This is a genomic window from Actinobacillus equuli (genome assembly GCF_900636745.1).
GTDB classification, from domain to species: domain Bacteria; phylum Pseudomonadota; class Gammaproteobacteria; order Enterobacterales; family Pasteurellaceae; genus Actinobacillus; species Actinobacillus equuli.
Genome location: NZ_LR134310.1, coordinates 46,185 through 66,720 on the forward strand (window position 1 = coordinate 46,185; position 20,536 = coordinate 66,720).

Consider the following 20,536-nt stretch of genomic DNA (forward strand, 5'->3'; position numbering starts at 1 on the left):
TTGTTTGCAGTAAGCTTTCCCTTCGATAGATCAGATTTAATTTTAGAGAACTTGAACTAATTGAGTCCCAAACTCTTTACGCCACCCTTTAAGTAACTCCGGCAATTTCTCCGGATTTTTCCCTCGAATAAACCAACTAAATAATTGATTTAATTGACGCTTACTTGCTAATAATTCAGGGGCAAGATCAAGCGGTCGAATTTCGGCTAATTTTTGCTGTAATAATTTTAAGCTGTGTTTATAACCCTGTTCATCGACAAGACGGGATATTGTCGGCGGATAATCTTCTTTCGTAACCGCCTTCCCTTGCTCAACTAATAGTAATAACTTTTTACCATGTATACGAACTTCGTTCGGATGCATAAATTCCAATAATTGAGAAGTATGTTTAGGCTGTAGTTTGGCTATTTCAAATAAATTCTGTTCTTTTACCACAAAGTTCAGCGCTAAATCGCGTTTTTCCGCTTCTTCCATACGCCATTTGGCTAAAACTTGTAACACAGCTAATTGTGCTGAGGTCAAACGCCATGCATTAGAAATATCTTTGTATGCTTTTGAACTATTCGGTAAGTTTTGGCGTTTTTCCAAGAGAGTTTGGCACTCTTCTTCTACTGCATTCTGCCAACGGGTAACATCAAGATCTACGACTAAGCGTTGATAAACCGGTAATAAATACCATACATCCGCTGCTGCATATTGTAATTGCTCTTCACTTAAAGGACGGGCTAACCAATCTGTACGAGATGCACCTTTATCCAGTTCAATCTGTAAATAATGCGCTACTAATTTAGCAAATCCCATTGAAACCCCAATTCCGGCAAAGCCTGCCATAATTTGTGTATCCACCAGAGGTGTTGGTAATTGTTTGAAACGATGTTGAAAGACTTCAAGATCTTCACTGCAAGCATGTAAAACTTTTACTACTTGTTGATTCGCCAATAGCTCAATAAAAGGCGCAAAGTCATCTATTTTAGTTGGATCGATAAGACTCACTTGTTCGCCGTCAAATAGCTGAATCAGGCCTAATTTAGGATAATAAGTACGAGTACGAATAAATTCCGTATCCAATGCAACTGCCTGTTTTTGACCTGCATTTTGGCAAACCTCAGCTAATTTTTGATTGGTATCAACCCAAATATAGTGAATGTTCTGATTCATTTTTATGCTCTTTTTAGTTAATTTTTTCAATAAATAAATTAATTATGTGAGTTAGTTCACAGAATTACAATAAAGTGGTTGTACTTCAAAAGCATTGAAGCAAAAATAATTATCTTATGGAGTGTTTGATTTTGTAAATTTTAATAGCAGTGCTTCTTTTTATAAGCATGAAGTACGCTTTAACTTAAGGATTATACTATGATTTCTGATAATAAAACCCAACATCTTGGTACAATTTATCGACTAGTGGAACAATTTGAACTTATTTCGCGTACAGATCTTGCTAAACTCTCGGGCTTAGCACCAGCTTCAATTACGAATCTCACCAAATCATTAATTGATAATAAATTCATCTTGGAACGTACGGTACAAAATAACACCTCACGTGGCAGACCTGCTGTAGGCTTAGCCGTATCTAATTTTTTCTGGCAATTACTCTGTTTTACGCTTTCTCCAGATAACGTAGAAATTTCATTGTGCGAATTAAATGGCAAACCAATTCAAACCAAGCATTACTCTCTTTCTTCCAAAGACTATCCGCAACTTGATAACTACTTACAAACTTGTCTAAATGATCTTTTCTGGCATTCGCCGATGGAGACAAATCGAATATTAGCCGTATCAATTAGTGTTGTTGGGCAAATTAATGCTGAACATAGTAAGATTACACGTTTAGGTGATACATCTATCGAATGCGCATTTGTGGAAACATTAAAAGCACAATTCGATTGTCCTATTTTATTAAACGAGCATTTTCAATTATGGCTTTTAACGGAATCAACTTTAGGTAGCTTAATTAATAATGATAACGTGATTTTCTTGCAGCTAGATGAAGCAGTCAATCTAAGTGTCTTATTACGTGGCAATTTACTTCACCAACAATCAAAAATGAATGTTGATAAAATGCTAATGCCCAAATTCAGCTCGTTGAGTGATGTTGCCGCACCAAGTGATTGTGACGAAATTCAGCGCTATCAGCTTAACCATCAGGTTACCTTCCCTGCCATTATCCGTTTAGTTGATCGTTATCTACCGAATACATTTACTCAGCACAATGAAAAAATTCAGTATTTATGTGAGCAAATCGAACAGCAAAATGAAGCTGCACTGATGATTCTGGAGCATATTAGTGATAATTTGGCTTATGTATTAATGAATCTGATTAATATTTTTTCAACTGAAAAAATTATGCTTAACTCGCCGCTTTTACGTATTAAACATATTCTATTCGAACAAATTCAGCAAAAATTACAAAACGAACTACTTATCGGTAACCACCAAGTAGACTTAGTAACCAGTCAATTTGAATGGAATAGTCCACTTATTGCTTGTTCCGCAATAAAACAAGGGATTTATGAGGGAAATTTGATCAAGGACATCATTCAGCTTTAAAACTTGAGCTAAAATATAGGCAATTTTGTAACTTTTTTGTTATTTTTAGATAATAGAGAAATAAATATGCCTTCATTATTTATTACCGGCACGGATACCAATGTGGGAAAAACCATTGTTACCCGTGCTATTTTACAAACATTAGCTGCAAATCAATTTGTGGCGGTTGGTTATAAACCGATTGCTTGTGGCGGCGATGATTCTCTTCCGACAGAACCTAATCAAGCAGACTATGCTAGCGAAGATAATCCGGATGTATTGACGATTCTGGATAGTTGTCCTACGCCCGTTGCTTATCGAGAAATTAACAGTTATACCTTTATTCACTCCAGTACGCCGGTATTTGCTGCATTGGATGCCGTTCACCATATTCAAGAAGAAAAATTAAACCAAGATTTAACCCGTTTACAGCAAAATTATCCGAATGTTGTGGTTGAAGGTACTTATGGCTGGCTAACTCCGATCAATAAAGATTTAAGTTTTGCTGACTGGGTAAAGAATAATCAAATGCCTGTCGTATTAGTGGTGGGAATTAAAGAGGGTTGCGTTAATCATGCGCTACTAACCGCACAGGCGATTAAGCAGAAAGGTGTTCAGTTAGTTGGGTGGATCGCAAACCGTATTAACCCGGGTTTACGCCACTATGCGGAATTAATCGAATTATTGAGTCAAGAAATTGAAGCGCCGTTACTTGGTCAAATTCCTTATATCGCTTATCCGAATAAGAAAGATTTAACTTCGTATATTCAAAATCCTGAACCTCTCTTACAATATTTTAAAAAGTAAAATGAAAATAGCCTCCGTCAGGGGGCTTTTTAATATGTAAAGGCTAGAGAAATTAAACCGCTTGCCTAAGTGTAAGAACTAAAAGGCATAAAAAAAGCCCCTCAACTAGGGGCTACTCGGAAAGCAAATTTATGAAATCGGTTGTTGAACACAACACTTTTTGTTAAGTACGTATAGAATACGTCAATTTATTCAATTTTTCAAATTTTATTCCAATAAATTTGTGACTTTTTTCTAAAAATGTGATCTCTGTCATATTTTTAAATTATAAGCGGCGTGCTTGCCAGAATGTTCTCGACCAATATGGTGAGTTCATATCTGAATAAATAACCCCTCCCTTAGTCGAAGCATGTAAGAACTGTCCATTTTTTACATATACGCCAACATGTTTACCGTTAGGGCCTCGTCCTGTTTTAAAGAATACTAAATCACCGGTTCTAAGCTCATCACGATCGATTCTCGTCCCTTCTTTGGCTTGCTCTGAAGTCGTTCTCGGTAAGTCAATTCCAAATAAATCACGGAATGTCACTTGCATAAAGCCGGAACAATCAATACCCGCTTTGCTATTCCCGCCTAAACGGTAACGAGTACCTTTCCACTCATGTTGCTGCTCACTCAAGCTGCTAATTGCCATAATCGGGTCAGATAAAGTGCTGTGGTGAGTACGGAAAATTCCTGCTCTTGCCTTAATTGGTCCTGATGTGTTGTCACTACTTGAACATGCTGTTAATAGCGCTGCACAAGCTAAGATAGCAAACGAAGAAAATCGTTTTTTGTTGAATTTAATCATATATTCACTGCCTATAAAAAAACATCCTACAGGCTTTATTTCGCCTGTAGAATGCTATAACTTTTTTATGCCTTCACTTTTACATTTTCGACTCTGTCTCTAAGCTTCTGACCGGGCTTGAATACCACTACTCGGCGAGCTGTCACGGCAACAGTTTCTCCGGTTTTAGGATTTCGTCCCGGACGAGCGTTCTTCTCACGTAGTGAGAAATTACCGAAACCGGACAATTTAACCTCTTCGCCTTTCTCTAAAGAACTACGAATTTCTTCGAAAAATTGCTCTACAAAGAGCTTAGCGATACGTTTGTCAAAGCCACATTTTTCAACGAGGCTTTCTGCGAGTTCAATTTTAGTGAGTGCCATAAAAATAATCCTTAAATCTAATCTCTTAGATATGCTTGGAAACGTTGTGCTAATTCAGCTAAGACTGCTTGAGTTACAGCTGAAATTTCTTCTTCTTCAAGCGTTTTTTCAGTATCTTGAACTGTTAAGCTAATTGCTAAACTTTTCTTACCAGCTTCTAAATTTGCGCCACGGTAAACATCAAATAAGTTTACTGCAACTAATTTTGAGCCGCCCGCATTGCGGCATGCTGCTAATACATCACCAGCCGGTACATTCTCATCTACCACAACTGCAATATCACGGTTATTCGCAGGGAATTTAGAAATCTCTTTTGCCGTTGGAACCGGGCGATTTGCAATTGCATCACCTAGAATCTCAAATACAACAGGTTTACCTTTGATACCGAGTTTTTGCACGATAGATGGGTGAACCGAACCAATAAAACCGATTTCTTTGCCATCTAACATAATTGCCGCAGATTGCCCCGGATGTAATGCTGGGAACTGTTTTGCCACAAATTGTAAATCATGACGAGCTGAAGTTAACGATAATACACGCTCCATATCGCCTTTTAAGTCAAAGAAGTCTATCACTTCGCCTTTACTTTCCCAATGTACCGGGCGTTTATCACCGACAATTGCCGCACCGAATACGAATTCTTGACGAACACCTGATTCTGCTGTTGCATCCGGAATAAAGCGTAAACCGCCTTCAAAAATACGAACGCGTGTTTGCTGACGGCTTTGGTTGTAAACAATCGTATCTAATAAACCGGTTAATAGCGATAAACGCATTGCTGACATTTCGCTTGAAATCGGGTTAGGTAGAATTAACGCTTCTTGATTCGGATGCAATAATGATTGTTTTTTCGGATCAACGAAGCTATATGTTACGACTTCTTGATAATCGCTATCCACTAATGCAGTACGAATACGGCTAGCTTCTAATAATTTCTCCGGCGTGCCTTTCATAGTTAAATGTGCAAGCGGAGAGTTATTCGGAATACTGTTATAACCGTAAATACGTGCAACCTCTTCGATAAGATCTTCTTCGATCTCAATATCGAAACGCCAGCTTGGTGCTACAGCAGTCCAACTATCATTTGTAAAGGTTACGTTTAGACCTAAGCGAGTTAAAATATCAGTTACCGTTTCATTTTCAATATGGTGACCGATAACCGCATCTAATTTGCTACGACGTAAGGTAACCGTATTGCGCACAGGTAGGTGCTGTTCGCTTACTGCTTCAACGATTTCACCCGCTTCACCGCCACAAATTTCAAGTAATAATGCGGTTGCACGCTCCATCGCATCACGTGCTAATTGCGGGTCAACACCACGTTCGAAACGGTGTGATGCATCAGTGTGTAAGCCATATTGACGTGCGCGACCGGTAATCGCTAATGGTGCAAAGAATGCAGATTCTAATACTACGTCAGTCGTATTTTCATTTACGCCGCTTGCTTCACCACCAAAGATACCTGCCATCGCTAATGCACCTTTGCTATCAGCAATCACTAAAGTATTTGGTTGTAATTTTGCGGTTGTACCGTCTAATAAAACTAATTCTTCACCCTCTTTTGCCATACGGACTTGGATAGCACCATCAATTTTAGACGCATCAAAAGCGTGCATCGGTTGACCAAGTTCTAACAGGCTTAAGTTAGTAATATCGACAATCGGGTCGATTGAACGAATACCACAACGGCGTAATTTCTCTTGTAGCCACAATGGTGAAGCTGCTTTTACGTTTACATTTTTCACAACACGAGCAAGGTAACGCGGGCAAGCTTCCGGTGCTTGTAATTCTACAGCAACTTTGTCCGCAATCGTTGCCGGTACGGCTGAAATCACCGGTGCTTTTACTTCCGCTCGGTTAATTACGCCCACTTCACGTGCGATACCGGCAATGCTTAAACAGTCTGCACGGTTTGGCGTTAAGCTGATCTCGATTGCCACATCATTTAAATCTAAATATTCACGGAAATCTTTACCAATTGGCGCATCCGCCGGTAATTCGATAATACCGCTATGATCTTCTTTGATGCCTAATTCAGAATATGAACAAAGCATACCTTCAGACGGCTGACCGCGTAATTTGGTTTTCTTAATTTTAAAATCGCCTGGTAATACAGCGCCTTCCGTTGCACATGCCACTTTTAAGCCCTGACGGCAGTTTGGTGCACCGCATACGATATCTAATAAGCGATCACCGCCTACATTCACTTTAGTTACACGTAATTTATCCGCATCCGGGTGTTGAGCACATTCAACCACTTCACCCACAACTACACCGGTAAATGCGCCGGCAACCAGTTCAACATCATCGACTTCTAAACCTAACATGGTGATTTGGTCGCATAATTGCTCTGTTGATACAGCAGGATTTACCCACTCACGCAACCAAGATTCATTAAATTTCATTTTATATCCTCTATTTTCTTACACGGAACTTGCAAAATTCCACTTAATTTTGACCGCTTGTCATTCCCGTGTATTCAGTGAATTTCCGTAGCTAACTATTATTTAAATTGTTTTAAGAAACGTAAGTCATTTTCAAAGAACGAACGTAAATCCGTTACGTTGTATCGTAACATCGTTAAACGCTCAACTCCCATACCTACCGCAAAACCACTATATTCTTCCGGATCGATACCTACGTTGCGTAATACGTTAGGATGTACCATACCGCAGCCTAACACTTCTAACCATTTACCGTTTTGACGCATTACGTCCACTTCAGCCGAAGGCTCTGTGAATGGGAAGAATGACGGACGGAAACGTACTTGTAAATCTTCTTCGAAAAACGCTTTTAGGAAATCGTGAATCAAACCTTTTAACTCGGTAAAGTTGGCTTTTTTATCCACGTAAAGCAATTCGATTTGGTGGAACATCGGTGTGTGTGTTTGGTCGTAGTCATTACGATATACACGGCCCGGTGCCACGATACGGATTGGCGGCTGCATATTTTCCATGGTACGAATTTGTACGCCTGACGTTTGCGTACGTAATAAACGTTGTGCATCGAACCAGAACGTATCGTGATCCGCACGTGCCGGGTGGTGAGCCGGAATATTTAACGCATCAAAGTTATAGTAATCCGTTTCGATTTCCGGACCGCTCGCTACGGTAAAACCTAATTCAGAGAAGAATTTTACGACACGTTCAATCGTAATTGAGACTGGGTGTAAACCGCCTAATTCGGTTTTACGACCCGGTAATGATACGTCAATACTTTCTGCCGCTAATTTTGCATTTAATGCTTCTTGTTCCCATGCTTCTTTTTTTGCATTTAAAATATCAAGAATAGTTTGCTTCGCTTCATTGATTTTCGCACCGATTGCCGGACGCTCTTCCGCCGAGACATTGCGTAATTCTTGCATTAACGCAGTAAAATGACCTTTCTTACCGAAATATTCAACACGGAACTCTTCTAACGCATCTAAACCTTGATCTAAGGCATCTAAAGCATTTCTCGCTTTCTCTGTTAATTCTTTTAGGTGTTGCATTACCTATCCTCTAAATATATTGATGAAAAATTATTGTGATGATAATACTTTGCCTGAAGAAAGTAAATGTAAAGTTAGGCTAAAGTGTTGATTTTTAAGGTTTCGCAAAAACAATTAATTTGAATGATTGATCTATACAAGCGGTTTATTTTTGGAGTTTTTTTGCAAAAATTAGAAATAAAACAAAGTTTAGTGATTTGCTTTCATGAACCATTAGCTTAATAATTGAGAAAAGCGTATTATCACGGCGTTTCGTTTACAACTATGAATGAGGAAATTATGTCACATATCGCCAAACAAGACGTTTTAGACGCATTTAGCTTCCGTGCTGCTTGCCGTAGCTATGACCCAGCTAAAAAAATCAGCCGTGAAGATATGGAATATATTCTAGAACTTGCTCGTCTCTCCCCGAGTTCAGTGGGTTCTGAACCTTGGAAATTTATTGTGCTGCAAAATGAAGCGATCCGTGAAAAAATTGCACCGGTTTCTTGGGGAATCAAACACCCAATGCACGAAATGAGTCATTTAGTCGTGATTTTAGCCAAGAAAAATGCGCGCTATGATTCGGATTTCTTCCACCAAGGCTTATCAAAACGTGGCTTAACACCGGAACAAATGGAAACCACCATTGCTCGTTATAAATCGTTCCAAACCGATGATATTAAAGTGTTAGAAAGTGATCGTACCTTATTCGACTGGTGCTCAAAACAAACTTATATTGCGCTAGCAAATATGATGACCGGTGCGGCGATGATTGGGATTGACTCTTGCCCGATTGAAGGCTTTAACTATGATGCGGTAAACGAAATCTTAGCGAAAGAAGGTTTATTTGATGCTAACGAATACGGTGTTTCTTGCATGGTGACCTTCGGTTATCGTGCGAAGCCGATTACCAAAAAATACCGTAAACCGGCTGAAGATGTGATCAGTTGGGTGGAATAAATTCTACTATTCGTATCAATAACAAAGGGGCTTCCGCCCCTTTTTCTATTTTCGATAACAAACGGTCAAATTTCGTAAAAATTTTGCCAAAAATCACCGCTTGTTATGCTCGATTAAGCCACTTGTTACTTAATGTTCCTGCCACCATTGAACCGTTTACATTTAATGCGGTACGTCCCATATCAATTAACGGCTCAACTGAAATTAATAAGCCAACCAATTCAATCGGTAGATTTAAGGTGGAAAGCACTACAATCGCTGCAAAAGTTGCACCGCCGCCAACGCCGGCGATTCCGAATGAAGAAATTGCTACCACCAGAATTAACGTGACAACGTAGCTGAGACTAAACGGATCAATACCTACCGTTGGCGCTACCATCACTGCTAACATTGCCGGATAAATCCCCGCACAACCGTTTTGCCCAATGGTTGCACCAAAAGTCGCCGAGAAATTAGCGATAACATTATTATTACCCAACTTATCCGTTTGCGTTTCGATATTTAACGGTAAAGTCGCAGCACTTGAGCGAGAGGTAAAAGCAAAGCTAAGGGTCGGTAACACTTTCTTGTAGTAATCCAGTGGATTCACTTTTGCCACGAAAAGCAGAATGCCATGTACTAAAAACATCAAGCCGATTGCTAAGTAAGACGCCACAATAAAGCTACCTAAATTAACAATATCTTCCCATTTTGAAGTTGCGGCCATTTTCACCATTAACGCAAATACGCCGTAAGGGGTTAAGCGAATCACAAAACGGACTAAACGCATAATCAGTTTATTTAAGGTATCCACCCCAGTTGCAATACGCTCACCTAATGCGGCATCTTCTTTGGCAAGGCTTAATGCGGCTACGCCTAAAAATGCAGAGAAAATTACCGTGCTAATAATTGAAGTCGGGTTTGCACCGGTTAATTCTAAGAATGGATTTTTTGGAATAAAAGAGACTAACGTTGCCGGTACAGATAAATTTGACACTTGCTCTGCACGCCCCGCCACTTTGCCTTGTGCAGCTAATTCTCTCTCACCGGCTACTAATCCTTCCGCTGATAAATCAAATAAATACACCATTGCAATACCGATTGCAGCCGCAATTGCAGTGGTAATCAGTAAAACCGATAGTACACTGAAGCTGATTTTACCCAATGATCCCGCTTGTTTTAGACGGGTAATAGCAGACAAAATCGAAATAAACACTAACGGCATCACGATCATTTGCAACAAACGTACATAACCGTTACCGACTAAATTCACCCACTCTAACGTTGCGTCAATTTCTGACTTTTGGTAAAAATTTTGCAAAATTGCACCGCTTATCACCCCAAGTAATAAGCCGATAAAAACAGTTCGTCCTAATTTTTGCGTATTTTTATACAGTAAAAACAGTAGGAATAGTAACGCTGTAAACACAGCTAAATTAAGGATAATCATCCGAATCTCCAACACAATAAAAAATAAAAGCGAGAATATAACTCTCGCTCTATATTTTCAATATAACTTTCTCATTTTATAGCACTAAAAGTTATATTATTGTACTTCCCAGCTTAAATTAGAGATTAAACGACATTTATCGCACTTAAAGTGGAACACTTGATGCAACGGTTGTGCTAATTTCCATTCTCCTTGGCATTTAGGACATTTGCGCTGATGTTCTGCAGTTAAATCATTACCTAAACGATATAAATAATAGAAAGTCGGCACACCGCTTAGCGTTTCAAGTTGGTGGCAAAGATCTATTCCCGTTTGTGAAAGTTCGCTATCGACTTCACTAATTTGCGCTAGAGCCTGCTGTTCTAGTACACCACCATTCATTTGTAACTGATCACAGGCTTGCCAATTTTCTTGCCATTTAATCAACTGTTCGCCAAGTTGTTGCTGTTGCCCGGTTGCCTTATAGAGTGGAATCACACAAAAATCCTCACCGCCATAAACCGGCGAACAGCTATCTAAATGGGTAGTATAAAGAATTTGGAACGCCTGTTGTTCAAGTTCGCTGGTTTGTTCTGCTTGATAATCTCGACCAACAATCTCAAACGATTCGAATTCTACGCCATTTTCTTCCGCTTGTAATAGTGCCTCATTAACTTCTGCACTATTCCATTCCGGCATTAGACTGGTTTGTTCCGGAGTTGAAACTCGTACTTGAAAATGCGCCTGCGGATTTTGATGGTAAGTCACCGCAAATTCTCTGCCGATAATCTGTCCGTTAAAACGCCATTGATTGACAACTTGGTTAATTAACGTGACAGGATCGCTTTCAAAATCTTGATAGCTAAAATTAGCGATAACTTGGTACATAATCTTTTACTTGTCCTAATTTAAGTTCTTGCTGAACAATTGAGGTCGGCTCTTGATGAATAATAATTTCCGAACGAGGAAAAATCGCCAGAATTTTTTGCTCTAGTGAATCGGTAATATCGTGTGCTTCCCGTAAAGTCAGGTTATCTTCTAGCTCTAAATGAAGTTGAATAAAACGCACAGCCCCTACTTGGCGTGTAAGTAAGTCGTGCATACCGATAATACGTTCATGGTTTGCAGCAAGTTCTAAAATTTGATCGATTTCTTCCTGTGGTAATGCCTGATCTAGTAGTACTTGTACCGCTTCCCAAAACATTTTAAAAGCATTAATACCAATATAAAGCGCAATCCCAATTGCAAAAATTGCATCGGCATAAACAAAGCCGTACAGACTTAGCAACATAGCGACTAAAATCGCGGCATTCATCAACAAATCCGTTTGATAATGCAGAGAATCTGCCGCAATTGCCGGACTTTTAGTTAAAGCCACAACGCGTTTTTGATACCACACTAAAGCGCCGGTCACGATAATCGAAATCAGGCTGACAGCTATCCCTATTTCCGATCCTTTAATAACATGCGGATGCATCAATTTATGAATGCCTTGGAGTACTAAGAAAACCGCTGAACCGCCGATAAACGCACTTTGGGCAATGGCTGCAAGCGATTCCGCTTTTCCATGTCCGAAAGTATGGTTTTCATCCGCCGGTAAAAGCGCAAAGCGTAGTACTAAAATATTGGTGATCGAGGCTAATAAATCCACAACAGAATCAGTTACTGCCGCTAAAATCGAAATCGAGCCGGTTTTCCACCATGCAAACGCTTTAATGACTATCAGCAAGCAAGCTACCAAAATCGCAAAATTTGCTGCTCTTTTCACCAGTTTAATATATTGTTGTTCCATACTCCCCCCAAGTATGTACTATTTATCCTTACTTACAAGTAATTAACCATGGCATTGCTGCCAGTTGCTGTGCCAATTGGACTAATGAGGCTTGATAAGCGGTCGAATTTTGCCATTTTTTTGCAACCACAGCGCGTTTGTCCGAATATTGAATTTGCCCATAGCCACACTGTAAATCTTTACCTCGAGAAACCTCAAGTAGCACATCATTAAAACGTTCTGTCGGCGGATAAATCACTTCACTGCGCAATTCTTGCTGCTCAATACTCACTTTAGATTGCGTATTATTTTGTTGCACAAATGCCGCTTGACGAAGTGCTACCCGCTGTTGCAAAGTTTTCCCTTGAGAATTTTGATCTAAGAAAAATAAAATCCCACTATTCCAATGTTCAGGATCTTGCGTTCCATCAGCCGGTAAATAAAGCAATTGTCGCATTTCATCAATACGATTATCCGTTACCTTCACATAAGATTTACCTTGAAAATCCACTTTTTCCGGTAAATCAAATTGCTTTTGGGTGAGGCTACAAGCGGTCAAAAATAACGAAAATCCTGCAAGAAAAAGCCAACGCATTATGCCTGCTCCTCGCGTTTAAAGACGAGTTCCGTTGCGCTGGAAGCCTCTTCATCAAACCAATAGCCACCATAATTAAAAGCTTTCAGTTGTTCTACGCTAGTCGGTTGTGTTTCTAAAATAAAGCGTACCATCATACCGCGCGCTTTTTTCGCATAGAAACTGATTTGCTTAAACTTGCCGTTCTTTTCATCTAAGAATACCGGTTTAATAACGGTCGCTTGTAACTGTTTTGCTTTTACCGCACCGTAATATTCGTCCGAAGCAAGGTTCACTAAGATGTTATCGCCTTGTTCATCAATCGCTGCCTGTAAATGTTGAGTAATAATATCGCCCCAAAACGCATAAAGATCTTTGCCTTTCGGATTCGCTAACTTCGTTCCCATTTCTAAGCGGTACGGCTGCATTAAATCAAGCGGTTTTAGTAAGCCGTATAAGCCAGACAGTATACGTAAATGCGTCTGTGCATATTCTACTTGTGCTTGAGTAAGCGTCTCCGCCTCCAGTCCGGTATAAACATCACCTTTAAATGCAAATAAAGCCGCTTTAGCATTTTGTTCGTTATGTTCCAGTTGCCATTCTGCAAAACGGGCTACATTCAGACTAGCGAGTTTATCGCTGATCGACATTAAAGAACCCAATTCTGCTGGTGTGAATTGTTTACAGATATCAATGAGTTGTTGACTATAAGCGGTTAATTTCGATTGAGAATTTGCAAATGGAAAATTAGGTGCGGATGTTTCAAAATCTAATGTTTTTGCAGGAGAAATGATGGCTAACATAAAAAATACCTTGATTAAAAATTTGGTTCATTCTAGCACTTGTCAGGCGATAAAAACAGAAAAGGCAGGAATAATCCTGCCTTCTGCTGATAATACTTTCGTATATCGATAATACTCGAAATTAACGTTTTGAGTATTGTGGACGACGACGTGCTTTGTGTAAACCCACTTTTTTACGTTCAACGCGACGTGCGTCACGAGTAACGAAGCCAGCTGCACGTAATGCAGGGCGTAAAGTTTCGTCGTATTCCATTAATGCACGTGTGATACCGTGACGGATCGCACCTGCTTGACCAGAAATACCACCACCTTTAACAGTGATGTATAAATCTAATTTATCTAATAACTCAACTAATTCTAATGGTTGACGAACTACCATGCGTGAAGTTTCACGACCGAAGTAAACGTCTAAAGAACGTTGGTTGATGGTAATGTTACCACTGCCCGGTTTGATAAATACACGAGCTGAAGAGCTTTTGCGGCGACCTGTGCCGTAGTTTTGATTTGCTGCTGTCATTTTCGATGCTCCGTGATTAGATGTCTAAAACTTGTGGTTGTTGTGCAGCGTGGTTGTGTTCGTTACCTGCGTAAACTTTTAATTTACGGAACATTTCACGGCCTAAAGGACCTTTTGGTAACATACCTTTAACTGCGATCTCGATCACTGCTTCTGGACGACGTGCAATCATTTCTTTGAAAGTTGCATCTTTGATGCCACCTACGTAGCCAGTGTGCCAGTAGTAGATTTTGTCAGTTTCTTTTTTGCCAGTTACTGCTACTTTCTCTGCGTTGATAACGATGATGTAATCACCTGTATCTACGTGTGGAGTATATTCAGCTTTATGTTTACCGCGTAAACGGCGTGCTAATTCAGTAGCTAAACGACCTAAAGTTTTACCTGTCGCATCTACTACGTACCAGTCACGTTTTACTGTTTCTGGTTTTGCTACAAAAGTTTTCATTAATTAAATACCAATAATTTTAGTTATAACCCAATCCACTTATAAACAAGTGAATTACCTATATGACGGTAGAATCCGACCCCTTCGAGTCAAAATCTGACCAAACTTGTTCGGCGGGAAAGTCCAAACAAAACAGGGTGCGAGGATTATACAGATATTTTATCTAAAAAGCTAAGTTTTTTTGCATTAAATCTAAAAAATGTCGGAAAGCTCAAATTTTCAAAATTTAATCGCTTAAAACCCTTCTCTTGCCTAGCGGAACGTGATACAAAAAGCCGACTTTTCATTAGCAAGAGGAATCGATTATGATGGGACAATGGACACCAGAAGTTTGGTCTGCAATTGGTATTGCCTTTGTGATTGGCATCATTGTAGGATGCGTGATTGTACGTGCTTTTAAAGGTAACGTGCAACAACATATCCAACTAGAGAATGAGCTCAAAGAAACCAAAGCGAAAGTGGAAGAACAAAAGCAGCAACTTGAGCAACATTTTGAACAATCCGCCGCTTTACTCTCAACACTTGCTGAAGATTACAAAAAACTGTATCAGCACTTAGCGAAAGGTTCGGAAAAACTATTACCTGAAGCGGAACAAATCGCTTTTTTCAAGCAATCCCAACTTCCACTCAAACATGAAAATAGCGAAGATCAGCCGAGGGATTATTCGGAAGGTTCTTCCGGCTTATTAAAATCGTAAAATTTCATCGAAAAAAGACCGCTTATTCGAGTATCACCTCATAAGCGGTCTTTTTTATGCTAAGAATCTAATTCTGCTAATAAACTGGCTTTCAGTCGTTTTTGCTGCTCTTTACTTAATGCCTGATTTTGAGCAGTACAAACCACAAAGAAATCCTCTACCCGTTCACCGATAGTCGTAATTTTCGCATTGACCAAGACGAGTTCTAATTGTCCGAAAATATGGCTTACCTGAGCAAGCAATCCCTCTCTGTCTAAAGTAAATAACTCGAATGAGGTTTGGTTTGGATGTTCATCCGAGAGAAATTTGACTTTGGTTGCTCGTTTAAAAGACTGGTGTTTTACCGGCTTTTTCAATAATTTAAAGCTGATGCTTTCTGCATCGCTTAATACTCGCTGTAAAGATTGACAGACTTGTTCACAACGCATTGAATCAAGTTCCGCACCGCTTAATTCCGTTACGATAAAGCTGTCAAAGACCAAGCCATTATCACAAGTAATAATTTGTGCATCGTGAATACTGATCTTTTTCTGACTCAATGCTTGAGCAATACGGGCAAATAATAGTGATTGGTCATGGCAATGCACAAAAATTTCAGTCGCACCTCGCGCATATTCATTACTCACCAATACCATTGGTAACGTTTTATGTTTCAAATAGCCCAACGCATGCCAAACCAACTGCTTTGGCGTATTACGTAAAAAGTAACTATCAGGACAAGGCGCCCAAAAGTCTTGCAAGCGTGTTCGTTCTAGAGGTGATAAGGCAAACTTCATTAGCTCTAACGCATCCAAACGATTTTGCTGGCTAACACGTTGATAATCCAGGCGTTTTTCCAGTTCCTCGATAGTAAATTGATAAAGCTGGGTAAATAATGAGCGCTTCCAATCATTCCATAAACTTTCATTAGTTGCGCAAATATCCGAAATAGTTAGGCACATCAAATCAGTTAAAGCGGTCGAATTCCCCACTATTTTTGCAAAACTTTTTACCACGGCAGGATCATGAATATCACGACGTTGTGCGGTTAATGACATGGTTAAATGTTCTCTCACCAGCCATGTGATTTGCTGCGCTTCCGCTTCGGAAAAACCGTGTAATACGGCAAACTGATAAGCATCGACCGCTCCGACTTGAGCGTGGTCACCTTCTCGGCCTTTCGCAATATCGTGGAATAACGCTGCAAGATATAAAATAGGCTTATGCGTACAAGCTCGAAAATATTCATAGCACAAAGGATGTAACTCTTCAGCTTCATTGGTCAAAAAATTTTCCAAGTTCTGCATAACACGAATCGTATGCTCATCGACCGTATAAATATGGAACAAATCAAATTGCATCAGCCCATTAATGCTATCCCACTGTGGTAAATAGGCAGATAACACGCCCAATTGATGCATCGGTATAATTGCACGTTCCACCACCTTTGGCTGAGAAAATAGCGAGATAAAACGAGCCCTAGCCTCTGCATTCAGAGACAAAGGCTGCGGCTGTTTTTTTAGTGATAAACGTAAATTACGTAGCGTAATTGCATTTGCTTTCGCTTCGGGATACTGAGTTAAATAGAAAAAAAGATCTAAAATTGACACCGGATCTTGCATAAAACAACGGCGATGACGACAAACAATCTCTGTTCCTTGTAAATAGTAGTTCTGATCAAGCGGTCGTTTTTCGGCAACATTTTGCTGACCGAGAATAATTTGCTCAAAGTTATCCAGTAGCAATTGACTCAGTTGCGAAATGGATTGAGTGGCTTGGAAAAACGCTTTCATCATCGCTTCAACCGGCTGATTTCCCTCGCCTTGATAGCCCAACTGCTCGCTTAGCTGCAATTGGCGATCAAAACGCAGGCGGTTATCATAACGCTTAAGCTGCAAGTGCAATGCAAAACGCATCCGGAAAAGTACCGCTTGCGCTTCATTCAGTTCACTAAATTCCTCAGGGAAAAGAATTCCTTTATTCAATAAACTTTCAAACGCATAAGTACCAAAGTGTCTTAATGAGATCCAAGCAATCAAATGTAGATCTCGCAACCCGCCCGGGCTGTGTTTTAAATCCGGCTCAAGGTTATAACTGGTATTATGGTAACGCGCATAGCGCTCATTTCGCTCTTGCATTTTAGCGCTAAAGAAGCGATCAATCGGCCAGAAATCTTCCGCATATAAGCTTTCGAATAGTGCCTGCCACAGTGCTTTATTACCGATTAAATAACGCCCTTCATACATATTGGTCGCCACCGATAATTCGCTTTTACCAATCTCAATACATTCTTCGAGCGTACGAATACTTGCACCGACTTGTAATTTACTGTCCCATAGCAAATTAAATAAGTCATTCAACCTTGAATGCGTTTCATCATCTAATGTTTGTGCTGTAATTACTAAAATATCTACATCGGACAACGGAAACATTTCTTGTCTACCATAGCCTCCGACAGCGATAAGCGTTAAATCTTGGCGTGCTGCAAAGCCGAATTGTTGCCATAAGTTCAGTAATAGCTGATCATAAAAATCGCTACGTTGGCGTAACAACGTAACGACTTCTGTGGTGGCAAAATCATTTTTTTGTTGTAAATTAAATTCGGCAAGTTGGGTTTTCAAGGTCGTATTTGTCATCTTTTTATCTCTAAAATGCACTTATGCTTTACTAGCATTTTTATCGCGAACAAAATAACATTGGGAAGATTAAAGATAAATAAAAAGCGATTAGAATCTGCAAACTTTTTGCAATTTCTAACCGCTTGTTTTTTCTAGTTAGCCAGCAACTTGTGGTAAATAACCTAGCTGAATAAAGAACGGAATAATCATAATAATGACACCGGCAATTAATGCAATCACGAGTGCCGTATTACCACCAATTACTCGATAAGCTAAATTTGGATGTTGTTGACGAGCTTTCCAAGCTAAGCCGATTGGTAATAACATTCCGTAGAATGCAAATAACAAGCCTGCATAACCTAGCGCAGCAATAAATCCGTTTGGATAGAACAGTGCAAACAATACCGGTGGAATAAAGGTTGCTAATGTCAACCATAAACGATTTGCCGGTAAATTCACACGTTTTAATAAATCACCAACACACTCGAAAATACCCATTGCCACGCCTAAGAACGAGGTAATCAATGCAAGTGCTGAGAATAAACGCACCATTTCACCTAAAATTGTACTGCCGGTAATTTGGCTGGTTGCTTTAACTAAACCGTTTAGTGTTGGATCTTGTTTTAAGATCTCAACGAATTCCGCTTGGGTTAATACACCGTGCGTTGCAAGTTGCCATAATAAATACGCTACTAACGGAATTGCAGTACCGATATAAATCGCAATACGGATTTTGCGAATATCTGCATCTAAATAGGTATTGATACTCGCCATAATCACGTGGAAACCGAACGAAGTAAAGAAAATCGGAATCGCTGATACTACAAATAAATTATCAAGCGGAACTGCGGTTAAATTCTCCAATTTTGCTTTTGGTAGCATCATTAGTAATACAAAGACAAACGCAACGATTTTCCCGATAAATAATAAGCGAGTTAAACCATCCACGCCTTTAATACCAATTACCACGAACGAACCAAGCAACACAGTAAAGAGTAAAATACCGACTTGAGTTGTGGTTTGCGCATCACCTATTTGAGGTAATAAACCAGAAAGTAACGAACCACCGCCGGTAATATAAGCGGCTAATAGTGCATATAACAGAATAAGTAAACTTGACGTGGTCAACACTCTGCCCGTAATGCCAAAATATTGTTCCGCCAAACTTGCTACACCAATATCTTGCTTCGGTGCGGTTTGATAAACTTCCATAAACAATAAGCCGGTATAAGCCAATAAAGCCCATAAGCAAACCAGCAAGACTACGGTTGCGCCGAATCCCATTCCCGCCGAAGTGAGCGGCATCGCTAACATTCCCGCGCCAATCGTTGTGCCGGCAATCATCAAGGCACTGCCTAAAATTTTATTTTTCATTTATATAATAACCAATAAGATTGTATTTACAGTTAACTTAAAACAAGCGGTCAAAATTTGTAATTTTTTAGCCAAATTCGACCGTTTTCTTTCATCATTATCCAATTACTCTCGGTAAATAACCGGCTTCAATAATAAATGGCACGTTAATGATAAATATTGCTAATAATAATGCAATCAATAATGCCACATTGCCGCCAAATACTTTGTATTTTGCTTCTGGGTACAATTTACGGAACTTCCACACCATCGCAATCGGTAAAACTAACGCATAGAAAGCAAACATTTGTCCTGCGTAACCTAGTGCAGCAATAAAACCTTCCGGATAGAAAAAGGCAAATAACATTGGCGGAATAAAGGTTAATGCGCCAAGAGAAAGACGAGGTGTATTAATATGGATACGTTTAAATAAATCTTCTAAGCATTCAAACAAACCTAACGCTACACCTAAAAATGAAGTAATTAAGGCTAATGCTGAGAATAATTTCACTGCGCCGCCAATTAATGAGCTACCGGTAATCTGCTGAATCGCTTCCGCTAAGCCGTTTAAAGTCGGATCTTTCTCAATTAACTGTAAAAATGCGGTTTGATTTAATAAACCGTGTGTCGCAAGTTGCCATAATACGTAAGCCACTAACGGAATCGCCGTACCGACTAAAATTGAAATACGTAACGCTTTTACATTACCATCTAAATATTTATTTAAGCTAGGAATTGAACCGTGGAAACCGAAAGCCGTAAAGAAAACCGGGGTTGCAGAAATTAATAACGCATTATCAATCGGCATTTCAAGTAAATTACTTACTGAAATATTCGGTAATAACAATGCTAATACTAATAAAAACGCACCGATTTTAGTTAAGAATAGGATACGATTGATAATATCAACACTCGTCGTACCAATTACCACAAAAGCACCAAAGACGAGAGTAAAAATAACGCCGGCAATTCTTTTGGTGGTTTCTGCATCATTAATAGTCGGCATAATACTTGCCAATAATGAACTACCGCCGGAAACATAAGCGGAAAGAATCGCATATAAAAAAATCACTAATACGGCAGTGGAAACAATACGTCCGAAATTACCGTAGTATTTTTCGGCTAAAGTCCCGATACCGGCATCACTTTCTACATTTTGATAAAGTTCAACGAACAATAACGCACTAAAACAAAGTAATAACCAAAGTGCAATAAGCAATGCTAACGTCCAACCGAAACCAATTCCCGCTGAAGTAAGAGGCATTGCCAGCATTCCTGCACCAATTGTCGTCCCCGCAACAATTAATGTGCTTCCAAGAGTTTTGTTTTGCATATTTAACCTCTAAAATTGTTATTAGGTGGGCTATTCTACAAGAACAAAAAACAAATGTAACGAAAAAATTTCACTGTAAATATAATTTTACACCCATTAAAATCAATGAGTTAGCTG

Annotated in this window: 19 protein-coding genes; 4 read left to right on the top strand and 15 right to left on the bottom strand. The window is 39.5% G+C overall.

Annotated features, from left to right (window positions below; genetic code table 11):
• Window positions 1–42: 42 nt before the first annotated feature.
• Window positions 43–1,158: a ribonuclease D gene (gene rnd / locus EL121_RS00245; RefSeq protein WP_039196890.1), complete on the bottom strand. Its 1,116-nt coding sequence runs from the start codon at window positions 1,156–1,158 to the stop codon at window positions 43–45.
• A gap of 198 nt (window positions 1,159–1,356) precedes the next feature.
• Here rnd and EL121_RS00250 point away from each other — a divergent pair, with 198 nt between their 5' ends.
• A complete protein-coding gene (locus EL121_RS00250; RefSeq protein WP_039196892.1) occupies window positions 1,357–2,550 on the top strand; it encodes an ROK family protein in 1,194 nt (397 codons plus the stop codon).
• 66 nt (window positions 2,551–2,616) lie between these two features.
• Window positions 2,617–3,336, top strand: a complete 720-nt coding sequence (gene bioD, locus EL121_RS00255) for a dethiobiotin synthase (RefSeq protein ID WP_039196894.1) — start codon at window positions 2,617–2,619, stop codon at window positions 3,334–3,336.
• A 265-nt stretch (window positions 3,337–3,601) separates the two neighbouring features.
• On the opposite strand, the gene EL121_RS00260 is transcribed toward bioD, so the two are convergent.
• From EL121_RS00260 to pheS, 4 genes are all read right to left on the bottom strand, one after another.
• Window positions 3,602–4,126: an NlpC/P60 family protein gene (locus EL121_RS00260; protein ID WP_039196896.1), complete on the bottom strand. Its 525-nt coding sequence runs from the start codon at window positions 4,124–4,126 to the stop codon at window positions 3,602–3,604.
• 65 nt (window positions 4,127–4,191) lie between these two features.
• A complete protein-coding gene (locus tag EL121_RS00265) occupies window positions 4,192–4,488 on the bottom strand; it encodes an integration host factor subunit alpha (protein ID WP_005596864.1) in 297 nt (98 codons plus the stop codon).
• 17 nt (window positions 4,489–4,505) lie between these two features.
• Window positions 4,506–6,893, bottom strand: a complete 2,388-nt coding sequence (pheT, locus tag EL121_RS00270) for a phenylalanine--tRNA ligase subunit beta (RefSeq protein ID WP_039196897.1) — start codon at window positions 6,891–6,893, stop codon at window positions 4,506–4,508.
• 98 nt (window positions 6,894–6,991) lie between these two features.
• Window positions 6,992–7,978, bottom strand: coding sequence for a phenylalanine--tRNA ligase subunit alpha (pheS, locus tag EL121_RS00275; protein ID WP_039196899.1), 987 nt, complete (start codon window positions 7,976–7,978; stop codon window positions 6,992–6,994).
• Between the two features lie 279 nt (window positions 7,979–8,257).
• Between pheS and EL121_RS00280 the strand changes: the two genes are divergently transcribed.
• Entirely contained in the window at window positions 8,258–8,920 is a 663-nt protein-coding gene (locus tag EL121_RS00280) for an NAD(P)H-dependent oxidoreductase (RefSeq protein ID WP_039196900.1), read from the top strand.
• A 103-nt stretch (window positions 8,921–9,023) separates the two neighbouring features.
• On the opposite strand, the gene EL121_RS00285 is transcribed toward EL121_RS00280, so the two are convergent.
• From EL121_RS00285 to rplM, 7 genes are all read right to left on the bottom strand, one after another.
• Entirely contained in the window at window positions 9,024–10,349 is a 1,326-nt protein-coding gene (locus EL121_RS00285) for an L-cystine transporter (RefSeq protein WP_039196901.1), read from the bottom strand.
• A gap of 96 nt (window positions 10,350–10,445) precedes the next feature.
• Window positions 10,446–11,216: a Zn-ribbon-containing protein gene (locus tag EL121_RS00290; RefSeq protein ID WP_039196903.1), complete on the bottom strand. Its 771-nt coding sequence runs from the start codon at window positions 11,214–11,216 to the stop codon at window positions 10,446–10,448.
• On the bottom strand, window positions 11,197–12,120 hold the full coding sequence (locus EL121_RS00295) for a cation diffusion facilitator family transporter (RefSeq protein WP_039196905.1): 924 nt from the start codon (window positions 12,118–12,120) through the stop codon (window positions 11,197–11,199). The genes EL121_RS00290 and EL121_RS00295 overlap by 20 nt, the downstream gene beginning before the upstream one ends.
• Before the next feature lie 28 nt (window positions 12,121–12,148).
• Entirely contained in the window at window positions 12,149–12,694 is a 546-nt protein-coding gene (locus tag EL121_RS00300) for a hypothetical protein (RefSeq protein ID WP_039196909.1), read from the bottom strand.
• The gene (yaaA, locus tag EL121_RS00305) at window positions 12,694–13,476 is read right to left on the bottom strand and encodes a peroxide stress protein YaaA (RefSeq protein WP_039196911.1); all 783 of its coding nucleotides are present in this window, start codon (window positions 13,474–13,476) and stop codon (window positions 12,694–12,696) included. Before yaaA ends, EL121_RS00300 begins: the two co-directional genes overlap by 1 nt.
• A gap of 121 nt (window positions 13,477–13,597) precedes the next feature.
• Window positions 13,598–13,993 carry a 30S ribosomal protein S9 gene (rpsI, locus tag EL121_RS00310; protein ID WP_005622826.1) on the bottom strand — a complete coding sequence of 132 codons (396 nt, stop codon included), beginning with the start codon at window positions 13,991–13,993 and terminating at the stop codon, window positions 13,598–13,600.
• A 16-nt stretch (window positions 13,994–14,009) separates the two neighbouring features.
• Window positions 14,010–14,438 (bottom strand): 50S ribosomal protein L13, encoded by a 429-nt coding sequence (gene rplM / locus EL121_RS00315; RefSeq protein WP_005596850.1) that lies wholly within the window; start codon window positions 14,436–14,438, stop codon window positions 14,010–14,012.
• 308 nt (window positions 14,439–14,746) lie between these two features.
• Between rplM and EL121_RS00320 the strand changes: the two genes are divergently transcribed.
• On the top strand, window positions 14,747–15,136 hold the full coding sequence (locus EL121_RS00320) for a YhcB family protein (protein ID WP_039198986.1): 390 nt from the start codon (window positions 14,747–14,749) through the stop codon (window positions 15,134–15,136).
• 59 nt (window positions 15,137–15,195) lie between these two features.
• Here the strand turns inward: EL121_RS00320 and glnD are convergent, their stop codons facing one another.
• From glnD to EL121_RS00335, 3 genes are all read right to left on the bottom strand, one after another.
• Window positions 15,196–17,751 (bottom strand): bifunctional uridylyltransferase/uridylyl-removing protein GlnD, encoded by a 2,556-nt coding sequence (gene glnD / locus EL121_RS00325; RefSeq protein WP_039196912.1) that lies wholly within the window; start codon window positions 17,749–17,751, stop codon window positions 15,196–15,198.
• A gap of 138 nt (window positions 17,752–17,889) precedes the next feature.
• Window positions 17,890–19,107: an aromatic amino acid transporter gene (locus EL121_RS00330; RefSeq protein ID WP_039196914.1), complete on the bottom strand. Its 1,218-nt coding sequence runs from the start codon at window positions 19,105–19,107 to the stop codon at window positions 17,890–17,892.
• A gap of 97 nt (window positions 19,108–19,204) precedes the next feature.
• Window positions 19,205–20,419 (bottom strand): aromatic amino acid transport family protein, encoded by a 1,215-nt coding sequence (locus tag EL121_RS00335; RefSeq protein ID WP_039196916.1) that lies wholly within the window; start codon window positions 20,417–20,419, stop codon window positions 19,205–19,207.
• Window positions 20,420–20,536 lie beyond the last annotated feature (117 nt).